The following is a 15,878-nucleotide window of genomic DNA, read 5'->3' as shown; positions in this document are numbered from 1 at the left end:
CCTCGGGTAATCAGATCCATCCAGGTCATCGGGCAGGTAAACTCCGTTTTTGCCACACCAGAACAACCAGTGCGGCGAGAATGACATTTCCGGCAAGCATGAAAGGATACATGTCCGGCGAGATGCGCAGCCACTCGCCGGTGAAGTTCATCATCGCATGGAAGACCAGCACCGCCAGGATACTGCGCCCGGTGCGATTGTAGACATGCATGATCATCAGGGTGTGGCAGACGATCATGGGCAACCACCAGTATAGCTCCGGGTTGAAGGTGGTATTGGCATAGTAGCCAGGGAACCAGACGAAGGGCGCATGCCAGGCGGCCCAGACCAGGCCATTGATCACACCGGACAGGACCGGGCTCAGGTGTTGTTGCAAGGTCTCGAGGTAATAGCCCCTCAGGCCCACTTCCTCGATTGCCGGAAACACGAAAGATAACAACAGAAGAAATAGCAAAGGACCGGGATTGAAGAACAGTCCCCAGTCAGGATCCAGCGGTGTATTTGTGATGCCCATAAGGACGGCGATGCCGGCCTTGGCCAGATCGAAAACCAGCCAGAACACCAGGAGCCCCAGCCACCAGATGGCGGGAATCCGGCGCCAGTCCACCAGTCGCCTGCCCAGGTCACGCAACTGGCCCCTGCCCCCGGAAATAGCCGCCAGCAACAGCCCCGCCACCACCGGGCTGGTACCACCCAGCAGGAACCATAGAAGGTTCGGGAATGCCCAGACAGACGAATCCGAGAGCAGCACCGGTGTCCAGAAAAGATAAGCCCAGCCCAGGTAAATCAAAGGAAACGCCAGCACCGGGTGCCTGTGAACCCAGGCCCGCAGCTTGCCCGTGCGATCCGTTCTTTCAGTCATGGGGAAAGGCAATCTCCGTTACGTCTACCACAAAGAACGGAAAATAGCGCTCGGTTCCGAAATGGTTGCCGGCCTCAACGTGCATCGGCAACCGGAAGCCCTCTACTTCCCGAAACTCTGAGAGATAACCGCCAAAAGGCTGCCAGCGATATTCCTTCTCCGGATTGGCATTACTCCAGCGGTCAAAGTGCACCTGAAGCGGCCGGCCATCCTCTGCCATCGTCACATCCACCGACTGGGATAACCCGTTATGGCGCAGCGTTACCCGGGCGACGTTCACATCCACCAGTTCCCAGTGCACGTTCGGCCCGGGCAGCAGCGCCGCGGGGGTCCAGAACACGGCTTCTGCCACGTACCGCCCGAACGCCGAACGGGCGTGATCCTGCGTACCTCCCATACGGGCCACCGGCAGCAGACCCATTAACCAGAATCGTGTCCAGCGCGCGGTGTCCGAACCGGAGATCCGGATCCAGCCGCGCCGGGCACTCATACTCCAGATGAAACCGACCGGCGCCGCCAGAGTCTGCCGGGCCGACATCGCCAGGTAATTTGGCCTGTCCCGGTCTCCCATGCCGAATTCTCCCTGCATGGAAAGCGTTGCCACGGTGTAGAGCGGCGTTTCCGGGGCGATGGTGTAAAGCAAGTAACGCCGTGCCGGTTCCGGCAGGTGGTCGACAATGGCCGGGTCAAACCGGGCGGGATCCCGCGGCTGGTTCCGGACCAGTGACTCCATGATCCGGCGATCTGCCCTCCGATCCGCCAGGCGGCGGGAAGAAAGTCCGGCAAGTACGAGAAAGATCAGCGAGCAGAGTGCGTAAATCACCATGGTTACAGGACTTTCCTTGTCTGTTCGTTCCGGGCCATGAAATTAGCTCTTTTGAGTAATACAAGAACCGCTATCGATTCCCAATACTTGAAATGTGACGCTCATTGCAGCTTCACGCAAGGATCCGGAGCTCATCTCAGTTCCGGGAGACGGCTCAACCAGAGCCCGAACAGGGAATAGCGGAGATCACAATGAAAACCTTACCCTTACTGCTCGCGCTTGCCGCTATCACAGGCTGTGCGAGCACCGATACCCAGCGCTATGCATCACTGGATCCGCCAGCTTCCGATACTTCGGAATCACTGCTGGTAATTCTCTCTTCCGAGCAGAAAGCCGCCGCCACCAACTCTGTCGCCGAACTGTTGGCGGACACCGGAGAAGTCGAGTTTTTCAACGTCTACGGCGTTGCCGGCGCGGGCCCCGGCGGAGACATGGTGGTCTGCGGCAACATGAAAACCAGCGATCCCCGGGGTGGCCCCGCCAGAACCCAGCCATTTGCTTTCTCCGGACAACGGGCCATGCTTCTGGATGAAGCAACAAACTGGGGATTCGTTAACACCGGTCGCGAAGTGGCACATCCGCACCGCCAGAGGCCTTTTGTCGGCTCCTGGTGGGTTCAGTGTCGTCCGCAAACCTTCTCGGTTCTCGTGGAACGACACCAGGCAGACCAGCGAACCATACAGGCGCTGAGGTAACCGACCACCCATGAATGCCACGGAGATCGAGCAACGCATCACGTTCGAAGCACTGGCCCCTCACTTCAGCAAGATGCGAGACTGGGCCGCCATAACCATCCTGGTTCCCCTGACCGTCGTTCTGGTCCTGTGGAACCAGGTGGACCGGGTATTGCTTTCAGGATGGTTCGCTCTCGTTCTCGCAGGCATTGGCGCCCGCTATCTCCTCACCACCGCCTATCAGAAGCAGATTGTCACCCACGCCAGTGCCGAACCCTGGCACCGTAAGCTCCTTTTGTTACAGATCTACCTCGGAGCCCTGTGGGCTATCGCGGTGTTTCTGTTTGCCGGCACCGAGTCCGTGCCACACCAGGTGTTCATGATCACCCTGGCCCTGATCCTGGGTATCGGTTCCATCTCTGCCGGCACCCATTGGCTGCCGCTCTATTACAGCTACGGCATGCCCATCAAGGGAGCTCTGGTGGCCCACTTCATCAGCCTCGGCGAGGTCGCCTGGTTCGCCCTGGCGATGATGGTCGCGTTCGCGATTCTGGCGTCCTACAGCTTTGCAAAAAAGCTCAACTCCATCGTGCGTTCGGAAATGCACCTTCGCTTTGAAACGGCCGGTCTTGCAGACCAGCTCAGCCAGCGCTCCCGGGAACTGCAGACCGCGATCCGGACAAAGTCCCGCACTCTGGCGACAGCGAGCCATGATTTCCGGCAGCCTCTGCATGCGCTCTCCCTGTTCTTCGATGCGCTCAAGGGCGCCAGCAGCCCCCAGGAAGAACAACGCATTCTCGGCCGGATCGATGCATCCCTGGATACCATGCGCAGAATGTTTGATGCCCTGTTCGACATGTCCCGGCTCGACGCCAATATTATCCAGCCGGAACCAGTGGATTTTGACATCGAATTCTTTCTTGTTCAGCTGAAAGAAGAGTTCCAGGAAAAGGCCGAACAGAAGAACCTGATCCTCAGACTCCATACCCGACCTGCCGTAGTGAAGGTGGATCGGACGCTCCTCGAACGCGTCATGCGCAACCTGATCGCCAACGCCATCCGGTATACCCGCTCAGGTGGCATTCTCATCAGCGCCCGGCCCAGACAGGATTCCGTACTTGTGCAAGTCTGGGATACCGGCATCGGTATTCCCCGCGAAGCACAGGACCGGATCTTCGTGGAATTCGAACAGGCACACCCCTCGCCCCACGACGATGAGAGAGAAAAGGGCCTCGGCTTCGGCCTGGCCATCGTCCACAAACTCTGCGCGCTGATGGGACTGCCCCTGGAATTGCGTTCCAGCGACGGCCGAGGGTCTGTCTTCAGCCTAACCCTTCCGGCTGGTGATCCAAACCGGATCAGGCATCGGGAAGATAAAGCTCCGGAGCCGGTCTGGCAGGCCTCGGGCCATCACATCCTGGTCATAGATGACGACCTTAATGTCCTCAACGCCATGGAAACTTTGCTCAGGCGCTGGAATTTCAACGTTACCGCCGCGTCTTCCCTGCCCGAGGCCCTGCGAAAAACCCACGGGCGACCAGATCTGGTGCTGTCGGATTTCAGCCTGGAGGGGTCACAAAGCGGGGTTGAGGTTATCGGGAGCCTCAGGAAACGCTACGGGCCGGACCTGCCAGGCATCATCATCACCGGCACCACGAGTTCCCGGCAGCTTCGGGAGGTTGAAAGGAGTGGCCTCAGGATGATTCACAAACCGGTCAGCCCGGCCCGGCTCAGAAGCCTCATACAGCGCCAGCTCACCAGCACTGCCAGCGCGGATTAATCCAGCAAGCCCAGGCTCCGGGCCTTATGCACACATTCGGTCCGATTGGTGGCATTGAGCGCTTTGAGAATGGCGGCGATGTGAACCTTGACCGTATGTTCGGCCACAAACAGTGCGGACGCGATCTGCTTGTTGGAGTAGCCCCTGGCGACAAGTTCGAGAACATCCATCTGGCGACGGGTCAGGGTGCCGTGCTCAGGATGCCGGCGGGACTGGTACAGACTGAGGCGTTCCCGAACCAGTTCGGGCACGTAGAGCTCACCGGATAACACCTGCTTCACGGCATGGAGCATGTCGATCGCGCTCTGCTCCTTCGGAATGTACCCCAACGCCCCCAACTCAAGCGCATGACCGATACGGGCGATGTCCTCTTCGGCGGAAACCACAACCACCGGGGTGCCGGAGCCGGTTTCCCTGAGCCTCTGGAGAATGGCCAAACCATCCATGCCTGGCATGCCGAGATCGATCAGAACCAGGTCAAAACTGTCCTCTGCCTCGAGCCTCTCGATTGCCTCCTCAGCCCGAGTGCATTCTTCAATGACACTGACACCGTCCAGGTGACACAGCAGGTGTCGCATACCATCAATAAAGAGTTGATGGTCGTCCACAATGAACAGTTTCATTGGCGCATCCTGCGTTTGGCCGGCTTCCAATCCCGGGGCCGGACCTTCCCCAAATTTTAGGACGTCTGATCAGAATCGCCAGCGGTCTGCGCCATTATCTGCCGCTCCGGCTCGCCGGGCAGCACACCGGTCAGCCAGGCTTCGATCACTGTTTCACCGTGCTGGTTCGATAACACCGCTTCTGCCCTTGCCCGGTTCCAATCGTCCACCTCGGTGATCGTGAACACGCAGGCGATGGTATCCCCGAAATACACCGGCCGGCGGAACCGGAAATTCATCCCGGAGGCGAGCCAGCCGATCTGACCGCCCACCTCGGTAATCATTCCGCCCACCAGCAAGCCGTGGCAAATGCGGCCCTGCAGGTTCTTCTCCCCGGCAAAGCGATCATCGTAGTGCACCGGATTGTGGTCCCGGCTGATTTCACCGAATGCCAGGGTCTCTTCTTCAGTGAAGGTGCGGGTGACGGTAAAGGAGTCGCCGGCCTTCAGACCGGCAATGGCCTTCTCGCGTATGGGTGACATCAATCCGGATCTCCGATCAACAGCCGCCTGATTCAGAGATACCGGCCACCGGCACCGATCGCCACCACGATCAACCCCAGGATCAGGTTGGTGCCCACCAGCTTGCGGATCTGCCCGACCTGGCGTCCGCCTTCCTGGGGATCCTTGTTGGCAACAGCCTGCTTGAGCCGCCGGAAAGGCGCGAAATACACGTGAAAGTACAAAAGAATCATCACAATCCCCAGTCCCTGCATGGCGTGGATATGCCAGCCGGCACCGGCCATGCCACCAAACACGCTGAAGACCATCCAGTAACCGGTCACCAGCAACAGGATCACCGCAGCCCATACCCACTTGAAGAATCGGGACAGGGTATGGCACCAGAGCACACCGCGCTGGGACGCCTCAATCACCTCAACCACCGCCGGCCGCATGGCCATGTAGGCGAAAAACATCCCGCCGACCCAGATAACGGCGGAAAGCACGTGCAAAGCAACAGCCAGACTCATAAAACGACTCCCGGAAGAGAAATATGTGTGATGAGCATAAGCGCCGACTACCTTAAAGCCAACCTTTCATTCAGAAAGCACCGATTCCTCCAGAAACGGCCGGACCAGGCGTCTCTATTCGGTGGGCAAAGGGACTTTCAGGTATGATCGGGAGTAATTCGACTCCCATCAGCCAGGAGCTGTATGTCCTCACCCGTGGTATTTGCCGTTTTTGCGGTCATCCTGATTTCAGTCTCGGTGTTCTACCTGTTTTTCTACCGGACCTGGCGCCGCAAGCGGGAGCTCAGCCAGCCCTTTCCCAAACAGTGGCGAGCAGTACTTGAGCAGCAGGTACCCTTCTACCGCCGGTTGCCGAAACCACAAAAAGAAATTCTGGAAAGCCTGGTTCAGCTTTTCCTGTCGGAGAAAGACTTCTACGGCTGCGACGGTTTTGAAGTGGACGAGCGCGTTCGCCTCACCATCGCCGGTCACGCCTGCCTCCTGCTGCTCGGCCGCTCCTTCTCCCACTACGATGATATCCGCAGCATCCTGCTGTACCCGGATGTCTACCGCGTACAGCATGCCTGGGAACACGGCATGATCGTTCACGAAGGTGAGGAAGTGCGGGCGGGCGAGGCCTCCAGCCACGGGCAGGTGGTACTGGCCTGGAGCGAATGCGAGCATGCCGCCAACGATTCCCACAGCCCGCATAACGTGATCCTCCATGAGTTCGCCCACCAACTGGATTACCTGGACGGCTCCGCCGATGGCGCACCTCCGCTCAGCGGCGAGCAGGCCAGCCATTGGCAGCAGACCATGACAGAAGCATACGAACACCTGCAAAACACCATCGAGCACCACCACAAGCCCTGGCTCGATCCTTATGGCGCCACCGAGCCGGCGGAATTCTTCGCGGTACTGACCGAAGCGTTCTTCCAGCAGCCGGCGCACTTGCGGCATGAGCAGCCGAAGGTGTTCAACGCGTTGAAGGACTACTACCGATTCGACCCACTCAATCCGGGCTAATGACTGATCCCGAAGTGTTTCAACACAAGCACCATCACCAGGTAACAGACCGCAGTGATACCAATAGAAATAATCAGGCTCAGGTAGAAATTCATGCCCTTGTCCAGCAACAGGGGCAGAGCAATAAACAACGCCAGGGAAGGCAGTACCAGCCAGAAGATGCTGGAGGCCAGGTCACTGATCTTCTGAATATCCCCCGTATCCACATACAGCCAGATCATGGCGAGGACCGAGGTGAGCGGGACCGAGGCGAGAATGGCGCCAATGACGGAGCTACGCTTGGCGATTTCAGAAATGAGGACCACCAGGACAGCAGTCACAGCCACTTTCGTGATGTAGTAAACCAAGGTTATCCGTCTCCTTTGACACCCAGCCGGTCCAGATAAACGTGGAGCTCCTGCTCACTGATATTCACATACTCCAGCACCCGGCCATAGAGCATTACCGTAGGCACGTTGCGGCCGTTGAGCTCCCGCTGGGTTTCATGCAGCACATACAGGATGATCCGCTCGGTACGGGTCAGACCATCCCGCACATCCGGAATCGTTTCCATCAATATATCCAGATCATCCTCTTTCATGGGGCTACCTGAACCTCATCAACCGGGTCCTTCGGTTTAATTGCATTAGTGGGCACTGGAATTTGACAGCAGACTGATAATGAGCACTCCCGAAACGATCAGCGTCATCCCGATTACCGCCGGCAGATCCAGCGGCTGGCCAAACGCCAGCCAGCCAATCAGCGCCACCAGCAGAATGCCCAGACCGGCCCATACAGCATAGGCAATGCCAACCGGAATTGCTTTAAGCGTGAGAGCCAGAAAGTAGAACGCGATGGCGTAGCCGCCGACCACCAGAACACTTGGCACCAGTTTGGTGAACCCGTCACTGGCCTTCAGTGCCGACGTTGCGAGCACCTCGGCGACGATTGCAATACCCAGGAAAATCCAGCTTTTCATCAATGACCACCCGATGTGGAAAAGGCCGAACTGTAACGGGTAGAGTCAGGCTTGCCTACCCCGCAGCCAGAGCGACTTCACAACCACCGCCGAACCCGAGATGCATAGCGATCAAAGGCTTCCCCGAACAACGCTCGCATATGTCGTTCCTCCGGCAGAATCTGGAACCGGTTCATGTAAACGACGAAAAGCGGCAAGAGTAGCGCGGCGAATACGCTGCCCAGGAAAATCCCCCAGGCGACCAGCATAAGAAAAAAGCCGAGATACATCGGGTTTCGGGTAAAACGATACACTCCTTTTACCACCAGGCTTTCGGACTGATGCGGTGTGCGAGGATCCACTGTCGTGCCCGCAGACCTGAATTCCAGAACCCCCAGCAGAGCAATGCACGCCCCGACCGCCAGGACAACACCGGAAAACCAGAGCTTCCCGGGGATGAAGACATCACCCGTCGGCAGTATACGGGAGATCGCCCACATGGCGCCGCCGAAGAGAATGGCCAAAACCAGGGGTGGGACCTTGAGTTCGAGTACGTTCATGATCATTTGGGTTCCAATGGTAGTCGAAAGACGCGAACGCACACGAACAGTATATGCCCCCACTGCCCTCTTCATACCGGCAAATGAATCAGCGGAAGGGGCGATTGGGGTTTGACGGTCTGGATCGCAAAGTTGCTTCGGATGTCCCGGACCCCTGGTAACTTGAGCAACGTATTGGTTAAAAATTCCTTATAGGCTCGGAGATCGGGCACCACTACCTGCAACAGGAAATCCGACTCCCCGGACACCAGGTGAGCCATCACCACTTCCGGCAGAACGCTCACCGCTTCGCAAAAAGCCTCGGCTTCCTTTTCCTGATGACGCTCCACTTTGATGTCGACGAATACGGTTAGCCCCAACCCTACTTTTTCCTGATCCAGGATTGCGCTGTAGCCCTTGATCACCCCGGACTCTTCAAGCAACCGCACCCGCCGCGAGCAAGGCGATGGGGACAGGCCGATCTCCTCGGCCAGATCCGTGTTCGGCACCCGGCCATCCGTCTGCAGCGCCTCCAGAAGCTTCCGATCAAATCGGTCTAACTTATGATTTGGCATGAATAGCCTCATAAAAGAATAAAATTAGCTAATAGCACCAATCTTCTATTCTTTTGTGGCTGATAAAGCAACCATTCACTAGACGACGATAGGTATACTCAAAGCTTCAATACCGGCAAGAGACCTGGCCCGTGACTGACCTTCTACTGTTCCTGACTGCGCTTGTGGCGATTTACCTCGCGCCGGGACCGGACATGATCCTGGTACTCGGAACGTCCGTGAGCAGCGGCCCCAGAAAGGCCATGGCCGTCGCTGTCGGTCTTGCCATTGCCAGGGGCTGCCATGTCCTGCTCGCGGCGGTGGGGCTTGCGACGCTGTTTGCAACTCACCCCTGGACCTACCACACAGTACGATTACTGGGCGCGGCCTATCTGCTTTACCTGGGTTGGCAGTTCTTCCGGACAGGCCATTCGCTCCACGATCAACCCCAGTCAGCGGCAGGCACTGTGCCAGCAGCGGGGTATCTGGCCAGTTTCCGACGAGGGCTGGCAACCAACCTGCTCAACCCCAAATCCCTGATCTTCTGCTCCGTTCTGCTTCCGCAGTTCATCCACCCGGAACTCTCGGGCATTGCCGGACAATTCGCCATCCTGGCACTGATTCTGGTGCTGACAGGACTGGTCTTTGATTTTGTCTACGCGGTTCTGGGGCGGGCGCTCTGGGCACTTACCAGCGGCAATGCCCGTTACCATAAAGCCCAGAACAACATCTTTGGCTGTCTGCTGACAGGCATCGGGCTAAAGGTTGCCCTGGATTAAATCAGGCTGGGTCGTATTACCCATGGATAGGGGGACAACGTTACTAATTGGTTCAGCCCGAACCGAAAGGACCTATGCTTCGTCGATGCCTTGCAAAATACGAAGTCGATCATGAAACGGTCCGTCGCCCATCAAATCCAGGCTGCGTGCGATACGCTGCCGATCCGTGTTTCTGGGCAGGTGTTCAAGTGCCTCAAAAACCCGCTCGACATGCTCGTCGCTGATTTGCCCTGCTAACGGGTGCCCCAGGCCCATGATGAACTTGGCACGCTGAAGATCTGCAAAATGTTTGGGGTCGTCCTGCATTGAACGGAAGATGGCATCGGTTGACTGCTGGGCCGCCGCGACCTCGTCCCAATCCTGACGGGCGGCCGCATCCAGAATATGCAGATACTGGTAAACCGCCAGCGACATCAGCCCCGATGTAATGCCGGCCCGTTGTCGACCCTCAGCGTCGAAGCGAGGACCATCCCGCAGCGCACGGCTCAGGTGGGGATCCCAGCCCTGAACAATCTTCAGGCGACTCAGCGCCGGGTGCGCCAGGAATCGTGCGGTGCTCGCCTCGTAATCAGTCTCGGTCACTTTCACGGCGACGATGTGTTCTCCGCCATCGCAACCGAGCAGTTTGGCCGCTGATTCGGCACTGAGCGGCAGGCCACTGACATCAGAAATCGAATACAGTCCGATGGCCAGCCCCCGATCTGCTGCCGCTGCAATGATTGGCGCCAGGCTGTCACTCACCTGCTCGTCGCTGGCCTGCCCGGTCAGGTCGGTTCCCGGGCGCACGAAAACCACCGGATACTGAAGGTCGGCCAGCAGGTCCAATAGCCGCTCATTGGCATCGATCCCGTCTTCCGGCCTCAGCAGCCCCATGAGCAGCATGTCACCGGTGCTCGCCTCCGCCGCGCAACGAAACCAGGCCGCCAACTCATCCACGGTGCGCAGATGCCCCTGCCCGGTAGACGAGGCAATGAGTGCAGCCGGAGCCCCGGCGGCGGCCAGGCGTTCGAGAAAGGCCTGTGTCCGGGCCTCATCCAGTTGCCGCCTTGGCAGTTCGCCACGGGTGGGATCGAAGCAGGCCACAGTCGCCTGCGGGTAACAACCGATGGGATCGTTAATGAGTTCGGCGCTACTCAGTGCCATGGGAACCTCCTTTTCCACCTTTTCCGCTGTGGTGTGCTAATAGTGAAGGATAGCCCAAACAACTGAGGACAAGAGGCAGTGATGGATAACCTGGAACAGGCGCTCGAAGAACTCGGTCTCCCGGCTCATGACAACAATCAACTGCCATCGTCGGGACTGCGGTTCCCCGATGGCGGGCACTACCGCATCGAAATCTCCGGGGTCGAGCGGGTCTCCGCCCTGGAGACGATGATCAAAGAGGCGGAGCACCAAAAAGTACCGGTTCATCGCATCATTGCGACCGTCGGTGGCGCCACCTATCTCACCCAGTCGGAATTGCAGGATTTTGCCCAACTGGCGCGGGAACAGAAGATCGAAGTGGTGATGACGCCCGGCCCACGCCGCAGCTGGGATGCCGGCCGCCAGATGTCCACCCCCGAGGGTCTCGTTTCGGGCATGCGCCTGCGCGGCATGGATTCCGTCCGGCACTGGCTGAAAGACCTCGAACGCTGCATGAATGCCGGATTTCGTGGTTTTCTGGTTACAGATGAAGGCGTGCTGTGGCTGGTCAACCAATTACGCCAGAAGGGCGTCATTCCGAATGATGTCATCTTCAAGCTGTCAGTCTTTGCCGGCCAGGCCAACCCGGCTGGAGCGCATGTAGCCCAGCAATTGGGGGCGGATACTTTCAACCCCCTCGCCGACCTGAGCCTGCCAATGCTTTCCGCCATCCGCAGCAGTATCCAGATCCCGATGGATGTTTACCTTTGCCTGGTCCAGTCCATGGGAGGCTTCGTGCGTTTCTACGAGGCTGCCGAGATCGCCCGGATTGCGGCCCCCTGCTATTTCAAAATCGAGCCAGGTCCATCGGAAGAAACCATGTACTCACCGTGGAAACCGGACAGCTATCACAACGACATGATGCGCGACCGCGCACGCAATGCCGCGGTAGCTCTGGAGTTGATCGGCCAGGAAAACCCGGACCTCAAATGCTCTCCCACCGGTGGAGCTGACCTGGCCATACCCACCTAACACCAACCGCGCAGGTGCATCGCCTCTTCAATCCGCTTGAGCGCATTAATCCACGCGCCCAGCCGGACCGATTTCACCTGGTGTTCAGCCGCCGTATTCACGGCTTCCCGATAACCTCTTGCCAATCGCTCCTGTCGCAAGTGGTTGATGGTATCGATATCCCAGTAATTATCCGAAAGACCCTGGCTACGCTCCATCTGGCACAAATGCACACTTCCGGCATTAGCCAGCACATCCGGAACAATGATGACGCCCCTTTCCAGCAACATCGCATCCGCTTTCAAAGTGGTTGGCGCATTGGCGGCTTCGACCACCATGCGGGCCTGGATCCGGTCGGCATTGTCCGCGGTAATCACACCCTGAACCGAGGCAGGCACCAGCACATCGCAGTCACATTCCAGCATCGCTTCGCTTGTTATCGGATCGCTACCGGCAAAGTCCGAGACCTTTCCCGTGGACTTCTTGTGCGCCAGCAGGGCGGGGATATCGAGGCCGTCGTTCGAGTAAACGCCGCCACGGCTATCGCAAACCGCCACAACATCACAGCCGGCTTCGTAGAACATGCTCGCCGCCACCGACCCGACCTGACCGAATCCCTGGATAGCCACGCGGGCATTCTCGACGTCAAAGTCGGCCTGCTCGGCAGCTTCCCTGAACACGTCGAAAACACCGCTCCCGGTCGCCTCAAAACCTCCCAGCGAGCCACCAAGGATGGGCGGCTTGTCATTGACTGCCGCCGGCTCATGGTAGCCGGTGATCGACTCATATTCGTCCAGCATCCAGCTCATGGTTTGCAGATTCGTACCAATGTCTGCACCGGGTACATCGTAAGCCTGCCCTCTCGGACGCAGGTAGCGGATATAGGCCCGGCAGAGTGACTCGAATTCCCGGTCGCTCAATGATCTGGGGTCAGCGACAATGCCCCCCTTGCCGCCACCTGCGGGAATTCGGCCAGCGGCATGCTTGATCGACATGATCATCGCCAGCGATTTCACCTCATCCAGGTCAAGATCGGGGGAAATCCGCGTACCGTCCCGACTCGGCCCGAGGGCATCGTTATACCGGACACGGTGAGCCTCAAACACCCGGAAACTGCCATCGTCCATTTTCATCGGAATGCGAAAGCTCACCACACGCGCCGGTGCGGAAAGAAACTCGATTACATTGGGGGCAATCCTGCCGAGACGGCCAGCTTCACGAAGAATCTGCCCACTTTCATCCAGAAAATCATAATCCATGGCATTCCCCTCCACATGAAGAGAGACCTTGCTGAACCGGCGGGCAAGCCACGGTGCCGTACGAGCAGAACACACAGCAATCGCCCGGCTTCGGCTTTAGTAGCGCTTTGCAGGCCTCGCACTCATAGAAATACTGACAGGCATTGGTCGGCATCACTTCCATTTTTTGATGACCGCACTCGGGACAGGTGATGGTGGACTCCAGAATGACCTCTGCCATGGTCGCCTCCTTCTGCATCCGGTAGACACGGACTTTCCATTCACTGTAGACCGTATGGTGGAAGGACGTGAAACCGCACTTTAAGCCACAGAAACTTAACCGGGTGTCTTTCGTGTCTGAAGCGAATCAAGTGCGGCGGGGAGGCCCTAACCAGGCCGGCATTTCTCACCTGGCACCACATGGACCTGGAGGCAAATCCTCTGCCAGAATCCGCTGCCACGCCCGGGCTTCTTCCCGGGAACCAAAATGCCCCCGTAAATTACCGTTATCGACAGGAACCCACATCGTGGCCCGAGTAAACTGCCGACCGTTCACCTCAATGCGGACTGTTCTTCGGACATTTGCTGCAGTGAAGTCTTCAAGGCCTGCGGCTCCGGCCTCTGTCAGTCGGACATGAACGGGCCACCCGCCTTGGGCTGCCGGCTCACCCACCGCAGATTTCTCCACGTAGGGCGCGCATAAATCAAACACCGGTTCAGCTTCGGCGTGTGCAAAACCGGATAAACCCACAAAGAGCGCGGCGAAAGACCACAATTTGTCAGGCAGTTCCATCCGGCGGCCCTACCCAGAAAAGCGGGTTGTGTGCGACTTCCCAAAGGTAACCATCGGGGTCAGAGAAGTAACCTGCGTAGCCGCCCCAGTCGGTCTTCTGGGCGGGCTTAGTGACCACGGCACCCGCTGAAACCGCCTGGGCCATTACCTGATCGACCTCTTGTTCAGAACTGACATTGTGCGCCAGACTGAAACCTGAAAAACCTCCAGGAGCCCCATCTACCAATGCATCCTCGGCAAGAGCGTTTCGTCCGTACAACCCTAACCAGGTGCCGCTCAAGGTAAAAAATGCCACTTCCGGAGGGGAATCCATTCGCGGAAAGCCAAGTCCTTTTTCATAGAACTCGATCGAACGCTGCAGATCGCTCACGCCCAATGTAATCATACTGATCCGTGGTTTCATGATGCCTCCATGCATAGCCCAAGATCCGCGACACGAGATATTTGATCCAGATTCAGAATACGTAGATGGCTCCAACACCCACTTCCGCTTCGAAATCGCTGCGCGCAATTGGGCTATCCCTGACATCGCTACTGAAGTGCTCGTATAGCGCCTCGCCATATAGCTGCCAGTTGTCGCTTACAAAATAACGGAAGGTATAGTTTAGACCGATAGAGCGAAAGCCACCGTCGAGATCGGTTTCAGCCAGCCCGGAATTAACTGCCTGTTCTGCATTAATACCAAAATCCCGATTAGCGTAGTCGCTATCGTGAAAAACCAAAACAAGACTCAGATCAGACCCCGTGCCATCTGTTTGATCACCGAAACGACGACCAGCCCCAAAAATACCAAGGCTTCCGTCTTCGCTAGCAATAAGTCGTCCATCTAGCCAATAGCGCCAGTCCGAATCGAGTGCACGACGCGCCTGCAAAACTATTTCAGTGCTTCCGTCGATATCACCGAGACCGTCCAGACGACCGTCCTCGGAATCACTCTCTTCACGACCCTCTTCGAAAGGGAAAGCCACACTCACGTCAAATAGCCAGGCTTGAGATCGAAGTCCCCGCCAGCCGAGCGCCGCACCCGCCCAATAGTAGATATCATTTCCATTTCGCCATTGCACTGCGCCAGCAGGATCGACCTCAAGCTCATATTCATCAGACCCTTCGTAGGCAGACTCGTACTCAATACCCAAACCAAGCCCTACTCCCCAGCCATCTTCGCCTCGGGTGAAGTCATCAACCGAGGGCAAAGGCACCAAGGCCGTCCGTGATTCTTCTCCAATTGCGGTTTGAACGAAAAACACTTGTACAAATATGGCCAACGTTAAACCGATGAACTTTTTCATTTACGCTCCAGTTTGGGCACACAGATAAGCTAAGGGGCACACAACCAATTTTACGCTTCTCTTTGTGCCCAAGATCATCGGTTTGGAACCGAGAAGCAGCTCATAGGCCAACGCGAACTGAAATTACTTGTTGGGTGCAATTTCCACCAACTCACCGGAGTTTTGAAGCATATAGCGTTCAATAAAAGGCTCCGACTCGTCAGTGCGTACACTGATCACCCTTGAATCAGCGCTCACTCTCATATACACCTTTTCCCCGGCCGCACGAGAGAGCATTCCTGGCGTCCGGTCTATATCCTCTGGGCGCGCACCGATGTTTCTAGGCTCAGTGTTGGGGCTGAGTGCGAAATGGTGAAACTGCAGAAGATCGCCGTAACATTCAGACTCCGGACAACCGGATAACTGCAAGAATACCGAATTCCCTTTCCAACCAGTCATCCAGGCACTAAACCCCGTTTTCAACTGGTCAGGTGCTTCAATTCTGGCGAGTTCCACAATTTGATCCTTCGATACATCGACAAGATGCACTATGGCTGTCCTTTCGAGATAGTTCGGTATCCCTCCATTGGGAAATGCTGTAATACCGGTTGCCGGCTGAAATCGCACATAGCGAACCGCTACTGCGAACTGAAGGGTATCAGGCCGTACTGCCACGTTTTCAATTTGTGCCAGTTCCTCTTGAGGCCCATAGGTACAAGCTGAAACAAGCGTCAGGACAGTAACTCCAATCAACTTAACCCAAATCATCCAAACTAGCCCTATTACACCCAGCGCGGAGCACGCCGGCGGCAGGAAAGTGGCGTCCGGTTGCCATTAGCTGCATGCCACCCCGACCCG

The 15,878-nt window shown here is 57.4% G+C and carries 21 protein-coding genes; 5 read left to right on the top strand and 16 right to left on the bottom strand.

Features of this window, described 5'->3' with window-relative positions; genetic code table 11:
- Positions 1-25 precede the first annotated feature (25 nt).
- Positions 26-862: a CPBP family intramembrane glutamic endopeptidase gene (locus tag DET50_RS01550; RefSeq protein ID WP_113861126.1), complete on the bottom strand. Its 837-nt coding sequence runs from the start codon at positions 860-862 to the stop codon at positions 26-28.
- On the bottom strand, positions 855-1,688 hold the full coding sequence (locus DET50_RS01545) for a DUF6544 family protein (RefSeq protein ID WP_113861125.1): 834 nt from the start codon (positions 1,686-1,688) through the stop codon (positions 855-857). The genes DET50_RS01550 and DET50_RS01545 overlap by 8 nt, the downstream gene beginning before the upstream one ends.
- A gap of 191 nt (positions 1,689-1,879) precedes the next feature.
- On the opposite strand from DET50_RS01545, the gene DET50_RS01540 reads away from it, so the two are divergent.
- On the top strand, positions 1,880-2,383 hold the full coding sequence (locus DET50_RS01540; RefSeq protein ID WP_113861124.1) for a hypothetical protein: 504 nt from the start codon (positions 1,880-1,882) through the stop codon (positions 2,381-2,383).
- 10 nt (positions 2,384-2,393) lie between these two features.
- Positions 2,394-4,142, top strand: coding sequence for a hybrid sensor histidine kinase/response regulator (locus DET50_RS01535; protein WP_113861123.1), 1,749 nt, complete (start codon positions 2,394-2,396; stop codon positions 4,140-4,142).
- Here DET50_RS01535 and DET50_RS01530 read toward each other — a convergent pair.
- The 3 genes from DET50_RS01530 to DET50_RS01520 are packed head-to-tail and all read right to left on the bottom strand — an operon-like array spanning position 4,139 to position 5,774.
- Positions 4,139-4,765 (bottom strand): response regulator, encoded by a 627-nt coding sequence (locus tag DET50_RS01530; protein WP_113861122.1) that lies wholly within the window; start codon positions 4,763-4,765, stop codon positions 4,139-4,141. The two genes, DET50_RS01535 and DET50_RS01530, sit on opposite strands and share 4 nt — an antisense overlap.
- A gap of 56 nt (positions 4,766-4,821) precedes the next feature.
- Positions 4,822-5,286 carry a MaoC family dehydratase gene (locus DET50_RS01525; RefSeq protein ID WP_113861121.1) on the bottom strand — a complete coding sequence of 155 codons (465 nt, stop codon included), beginning with the start codon at positions 5,284-5,286 and terminating at the stop codon, positions 4,822-4,824.
- A 32-nt stretch (positions 5,287-5,318) separates the two neighbouring features.
- Positions 5,319-5,774, bottom strand: a complete 456-nt coding sequence (locus DET50_RS01520; RefSeq protein ID WP_113861120.1) for a CopD family protein — start codon at positions 5,772-5,774, stop codon at positions 5,319-5,321.
- 183 nt (positions 5,775-5,957) lie between these two features.
- On the opposite strand from DET50_RS01520, the gene DET50_RS01515 reads away from it, so the two are divergent.
- Positions 5,958-6,779 (top strand): M90 family metallopeptidase, encoded by an 822-nt coding sequence (locus tag DET50_RS01515; protein WP_113861119.1) that lies wholly within the window; start codon positions 5,958-5,960, stop codon positions 6,777-6,779.
- Here the strand turns inward: DET50_RS01515 and DET50_RS01510 are convergent.
- From DET50_RS01510 to DET50_RS01490, 5 genes are all read right to left on the bottom strand, one after another.
- Positions 6,776-7,126, bottom strand: coding sequence for a DUF3147 family protein (locus DET50_RS01510; RefSeq protein ID WP_113861118.1), 351 nt, complete (start codon positions 7,124-7,126; stop codon positions 6,776-6,778). The genes DET50_RS01515 and DET50_RS01510 overlap by 4 nt on opposite strands.
- A gap of 2 nt (positions 7,127-7,128) precedes the next feature.
- Positions 7,129-7,359 (bottom strand): hypothetical protein, encoded by a 231-nt coding sequence (locus DET50_RS01505; protein ID WP_113861117.1) that lies wholly within the window; start codon positions 7,357-7,359, stop codon positions 7,129-7,131.
- A 45-nt stretch (positions 7,360-7,404) separates the two neighbouring features.
- Positions 7,405-7,737: an SMR family transporter gene (locus DET50_RS01500; protein ID WP_113861116.1), complete on the bottom strand. Its 333-nt coding sequence runs from the start codon at positions 7,735-7,737 to the stop codon at positions 7,405-7,407.
- A gap of 77 nt (positions 7,738-7,814) precedes the next feature.
- Positions 7,815-8,282, bottom strand: a complete 468-nt coding sequence (locus tag DET50_RS01495; protein ID WP_309472645.1) for a methyltransferase family protein — start codon at positions 8,280-8,282, stop codon at positions 7,815-7,817.
- 65 nt (positions 8,283-8,347) lie between these two features.
- Positions 8,348-8,830, bottom strand: coding sequence for an Lrp/AsnC family transcriptional regulator (locus tag DET50_RS01490; protein ID WP_113861115.1), 483 nt, complete (start codon positions 8,828-8,830; stop codon positions 8,348-8,350).
- Between the two features lie 131 nt (positions 8,831-8,961).
- Here DET50_RS01490 and DET50_RS01485 point away from each other — a divergent pair, with 131 nt between their 5' ends.
- The gene (locus DET50_RS01485) at positions 8,962-9,588 is read left to right on the top strand and encodes a LysE family translocator (RefSeq protein WP_113861114.1); all 627 of its coding nucleotides are present in this window, start codon (positions 8,962-8,964) and stop codon (positions 9,586-9,588) included.
- A 72-nt stretch (positions 9,589-9,660) separates the two neighbouring features.
- On the opposite strand, the gene DET50_RS01480 is transcribed toward DET50_RS01485, so the two are convergent.
- Positions 9,661-10,731: a hypothetical protein gene (locus tag DET50_RS01480; RefSeq protein WP_113861113.1), complete on the bottom strand. Its 1,071-nt coding sequence runs from the start codon at positions 10,729-10,731 to the stop codon at positions 9,661-9,663.
- Positions 10,732-10,812: 81 nt separating this feature from the next.
- Between DET50_RS01480 and DET50_RS01475 the strand changes: the two genes are divergently transcribed.
- On the top strand, positions 10,813-11,742 hold the full coding sequence (locus DET50_RS01475; protein ID WP_113861112.1) for a hypothetical protein: 930 nt from the start codon (positions 10,813-10,815) through the stop codon (positions 11,740-11,742).
- Here the strand turns inward: DET50_RS01475 and DET50_RS01470 are convergent.
- The 5 genes from DET50_RS01470 to DET50_RS01450 all read right to left on the bottom strand — a co-directional run bounded on the left by DET50_RS01470 (position 11,739) and on the right by DET50_RS01450 (position 15,788).
- Positions 11,739-12,980, bottom strand: coding sequence for a Glu/Leu/Phe/Val family dehydrogenase (locus DET50_RS01470; RefSeq protein WP_113861111.1), 1,242 nt, complete (start codon positions 12,978-12,980; stop codon positions 11,739-11,741). The two genes, DET50_RS01475 and DET50_RS01470, sit on opposite strands and share 4 nt — an antisense overlap.
- Entirely contained in the window at positions 12,970-13,200 is a 231-nt protein-coding gene (locus DET50_RS01465) for a GDCCVxC domain-containing (seleno)protein (RefSeq protein WP_113861252.1), read from the bottom strand. The genes DET50_RS01470 and DET50_RS01465 overlap by 11 nt, the downstream gene beginning before the upstream one ends.
- A 538-nt stretch (positions 13,201-13,738) precedes the next feature.
- On the bottom strand, positions 13,739-14,155 hold the full coding sequence (locus DET50_RS01460; RefSeq protein ID WP_113861251.1) for a VOC family protein: 417 nt from the start codon (positions 14,153-14,155) through the stop codon (positions 13,739-13,741).
- Positions 14,156-14,207: 52 nt separating this feature from the next.
- The gene (locus tag DET50_RS01455) at positions 14,208-15,041 is read right to left on the bottom strand and encodes a MipA/OmpV family protein (RefSeq protein ID WP_113861110.1); all 834 of its coding nucleotides are present in this window, start codon (positions 15,039-15,041) and stop codon (positions 14,208-14,210) included.
- Between the two features lie 123 nt (positions 15,042-15,164).
- The gene (locus DET50_RS01450) at positions 15,165-15,788 is read right to left on the bottom strand and encodes a hypothetical protein (RefSeq protein WP_113861109.1); all 624 of its coding nucleotides are present in this window, start codon (positions 15,786-15,788) and stop codon (positions 15,165-15,167) included.
- Positions 15,789-15,878: the final 90 nt, after the last annotated feature.

This window comes from Marinobacter pelagius (assembly GCF_003315345.1).
GTDB classification, from domain to species: Bacteria; Pseudomonadota; Gammaproteobacteria; order Pseudomonadales; family Oleiphilaceae; genus Marinobacter; species Marinobacter pelagius_A.
The sequence above is the reverse complement of the archived record's forward strand: the minus strand, read 5'-3'. Positions and strand labels throughout refer to the sequence as shown.

What these genes read in the sequence shown, in the direction of transcription:
- DET50_RS01500 (WP_113861116.1), bottom strand. Translation starts at nt 7,737, where the DNA reads ATGAAAAGCTGGATTTTCCTGGGTATTGCAATCGTCGCCGAGGTGCTC.
- DET50_RS01540 (WP_113861124.1), top strand. Translation starts at nt 1,880, where the DNA reads ATGAAAACCTTACCCTTACTGCTCGCGCTTGCCGCTATCACAGGCTGT.
- DET50_RS01520 (WP_113861120.1), bottom strand. Translation starts at nt 5,774, where the DNA reads ATGAGTCTGGCTGTTGCTTTGCACGTGCTTTCCGCCGTTATCTGGGTC.
- DET50_RS01530 (WP_113861122.1), bottom strand. Translation starts at nt 4,765, where the DNA reads ATGAAACTGTTCATTGTGGACGACCATCAACTCTTTATTGATGGTATG.
- DET50_RS01490 (WP_113861115.1), bottom strand. Translation starts at nt 8,830, where the DNA reads ATGCCAAATCATAAGTTAGACCGATTTGATCGGAAGCTTCTGGAGGCG.
- DET50_RS01460 (WP_113861251.1), bottom strand. Translation starts at nt 14,155, where the DNA reads ATGAAACCACGGATCAGTATGATTACATTGGGCGTGAGCGATCTGCAG.
- DET50_RS01525 (WP_113861121.1), bottom strand. Translation starts at nt 5,286, where the DNA reads ATGTCACCCATACGCGAGAAGGCCATTGCCGGTCTGAAGGCCGGCGAC.
- DET50_RS01495 (WP_309472645.1), bottom strand. Translation starts at nt 8,282, where the DNA reads ATGATCATGAACGTACTCGAACTCAAGGTCCCACCCCTGGTTTTGGCC.
- DET50_RS01455 (WP_113861110.1), bottom strand. Translation starts at nt 15,041, where the DNA reads ATGAAAAAGTTCATCGGTTTAACGTTGGCCATATTTGTACAAGTGTTT.
- DET50_RS01475 (WP_113861112.1), top strand. Translation starts at nt 10,813, where the DNA reads ATGGATAACCTGGAACAGGCGCTCGAAGAACTCGGTCTCCCGGCTCAT.
- DET50_RS01505 (WP_113861117.1), bottom strand. Translation starts at nt 7,359, where the DNA reads ATGAAAGAGGATGATCTGGATATATTGATGGAAACGATTCCGGATGTG.
- DET50_RS01450 (WP_113861109.1), bottom strand. Translation starts at nt 15,788, where the DNA reads ATGATTTGGGTTAAGTTGATTGGAGTTACTGTCCTGACGCTTGTTTCA.
- DET50_RS01480 (WP_113861113.1), bottom strand. Translation starts at nt 10,731, where the DNA reads ATGGCACTGAGTAGCGCCGAACTCATTAACGATCCCATCGGTTGTTAC.
- DET50_RS01545 (WP_113861125.1), bottom strand. Translation starts at nt 1,688, where the DNA reads ATGGTGATTTACGCACTCTGCTCGCTGATCTTTCTCGTACTTGCCGGA.
- DET50_RS01515 (WP_113861119.1), top strand. Translation starts at nt 5,958, where the DNA reads ATGTCCTCACCCGTGGTATTTGCCGTTTTTGCGGTCATCCTGATTTCA.
- DET50_RS01470 (WP_113861111.1), bottom strand. Translation starts at nt 12,980, where the DNA reads ATGGATTATGATTTTCTGGATGAAAGTGGGCAGATTCTTCGTGAAGCT.
- DET50_RS01535 (WP_113861123.1), top strand. Translation starts at nt 2,394, where the DNA reads ATGAATGCCACGGAGATCGAGCAACGCATCACGTTCGAAGCACTGGCC.
- DET50_RS01550 (WP_113861126.1), bottom strand. Translation starts at nt 862, where the DNA reads ATGACTGAAAGAACGGATCGCACGGGCAAGCTGCGGGCCTGGGTTCAC.
- DET50_RS01465 (WP_113861252.1), bottom strand. Translation starts at nt 13,200, where the DNA reads ATGGCAGAGGTCATTCTGGAGTCCACCATCACCTGTCCCGAGTGCGGT.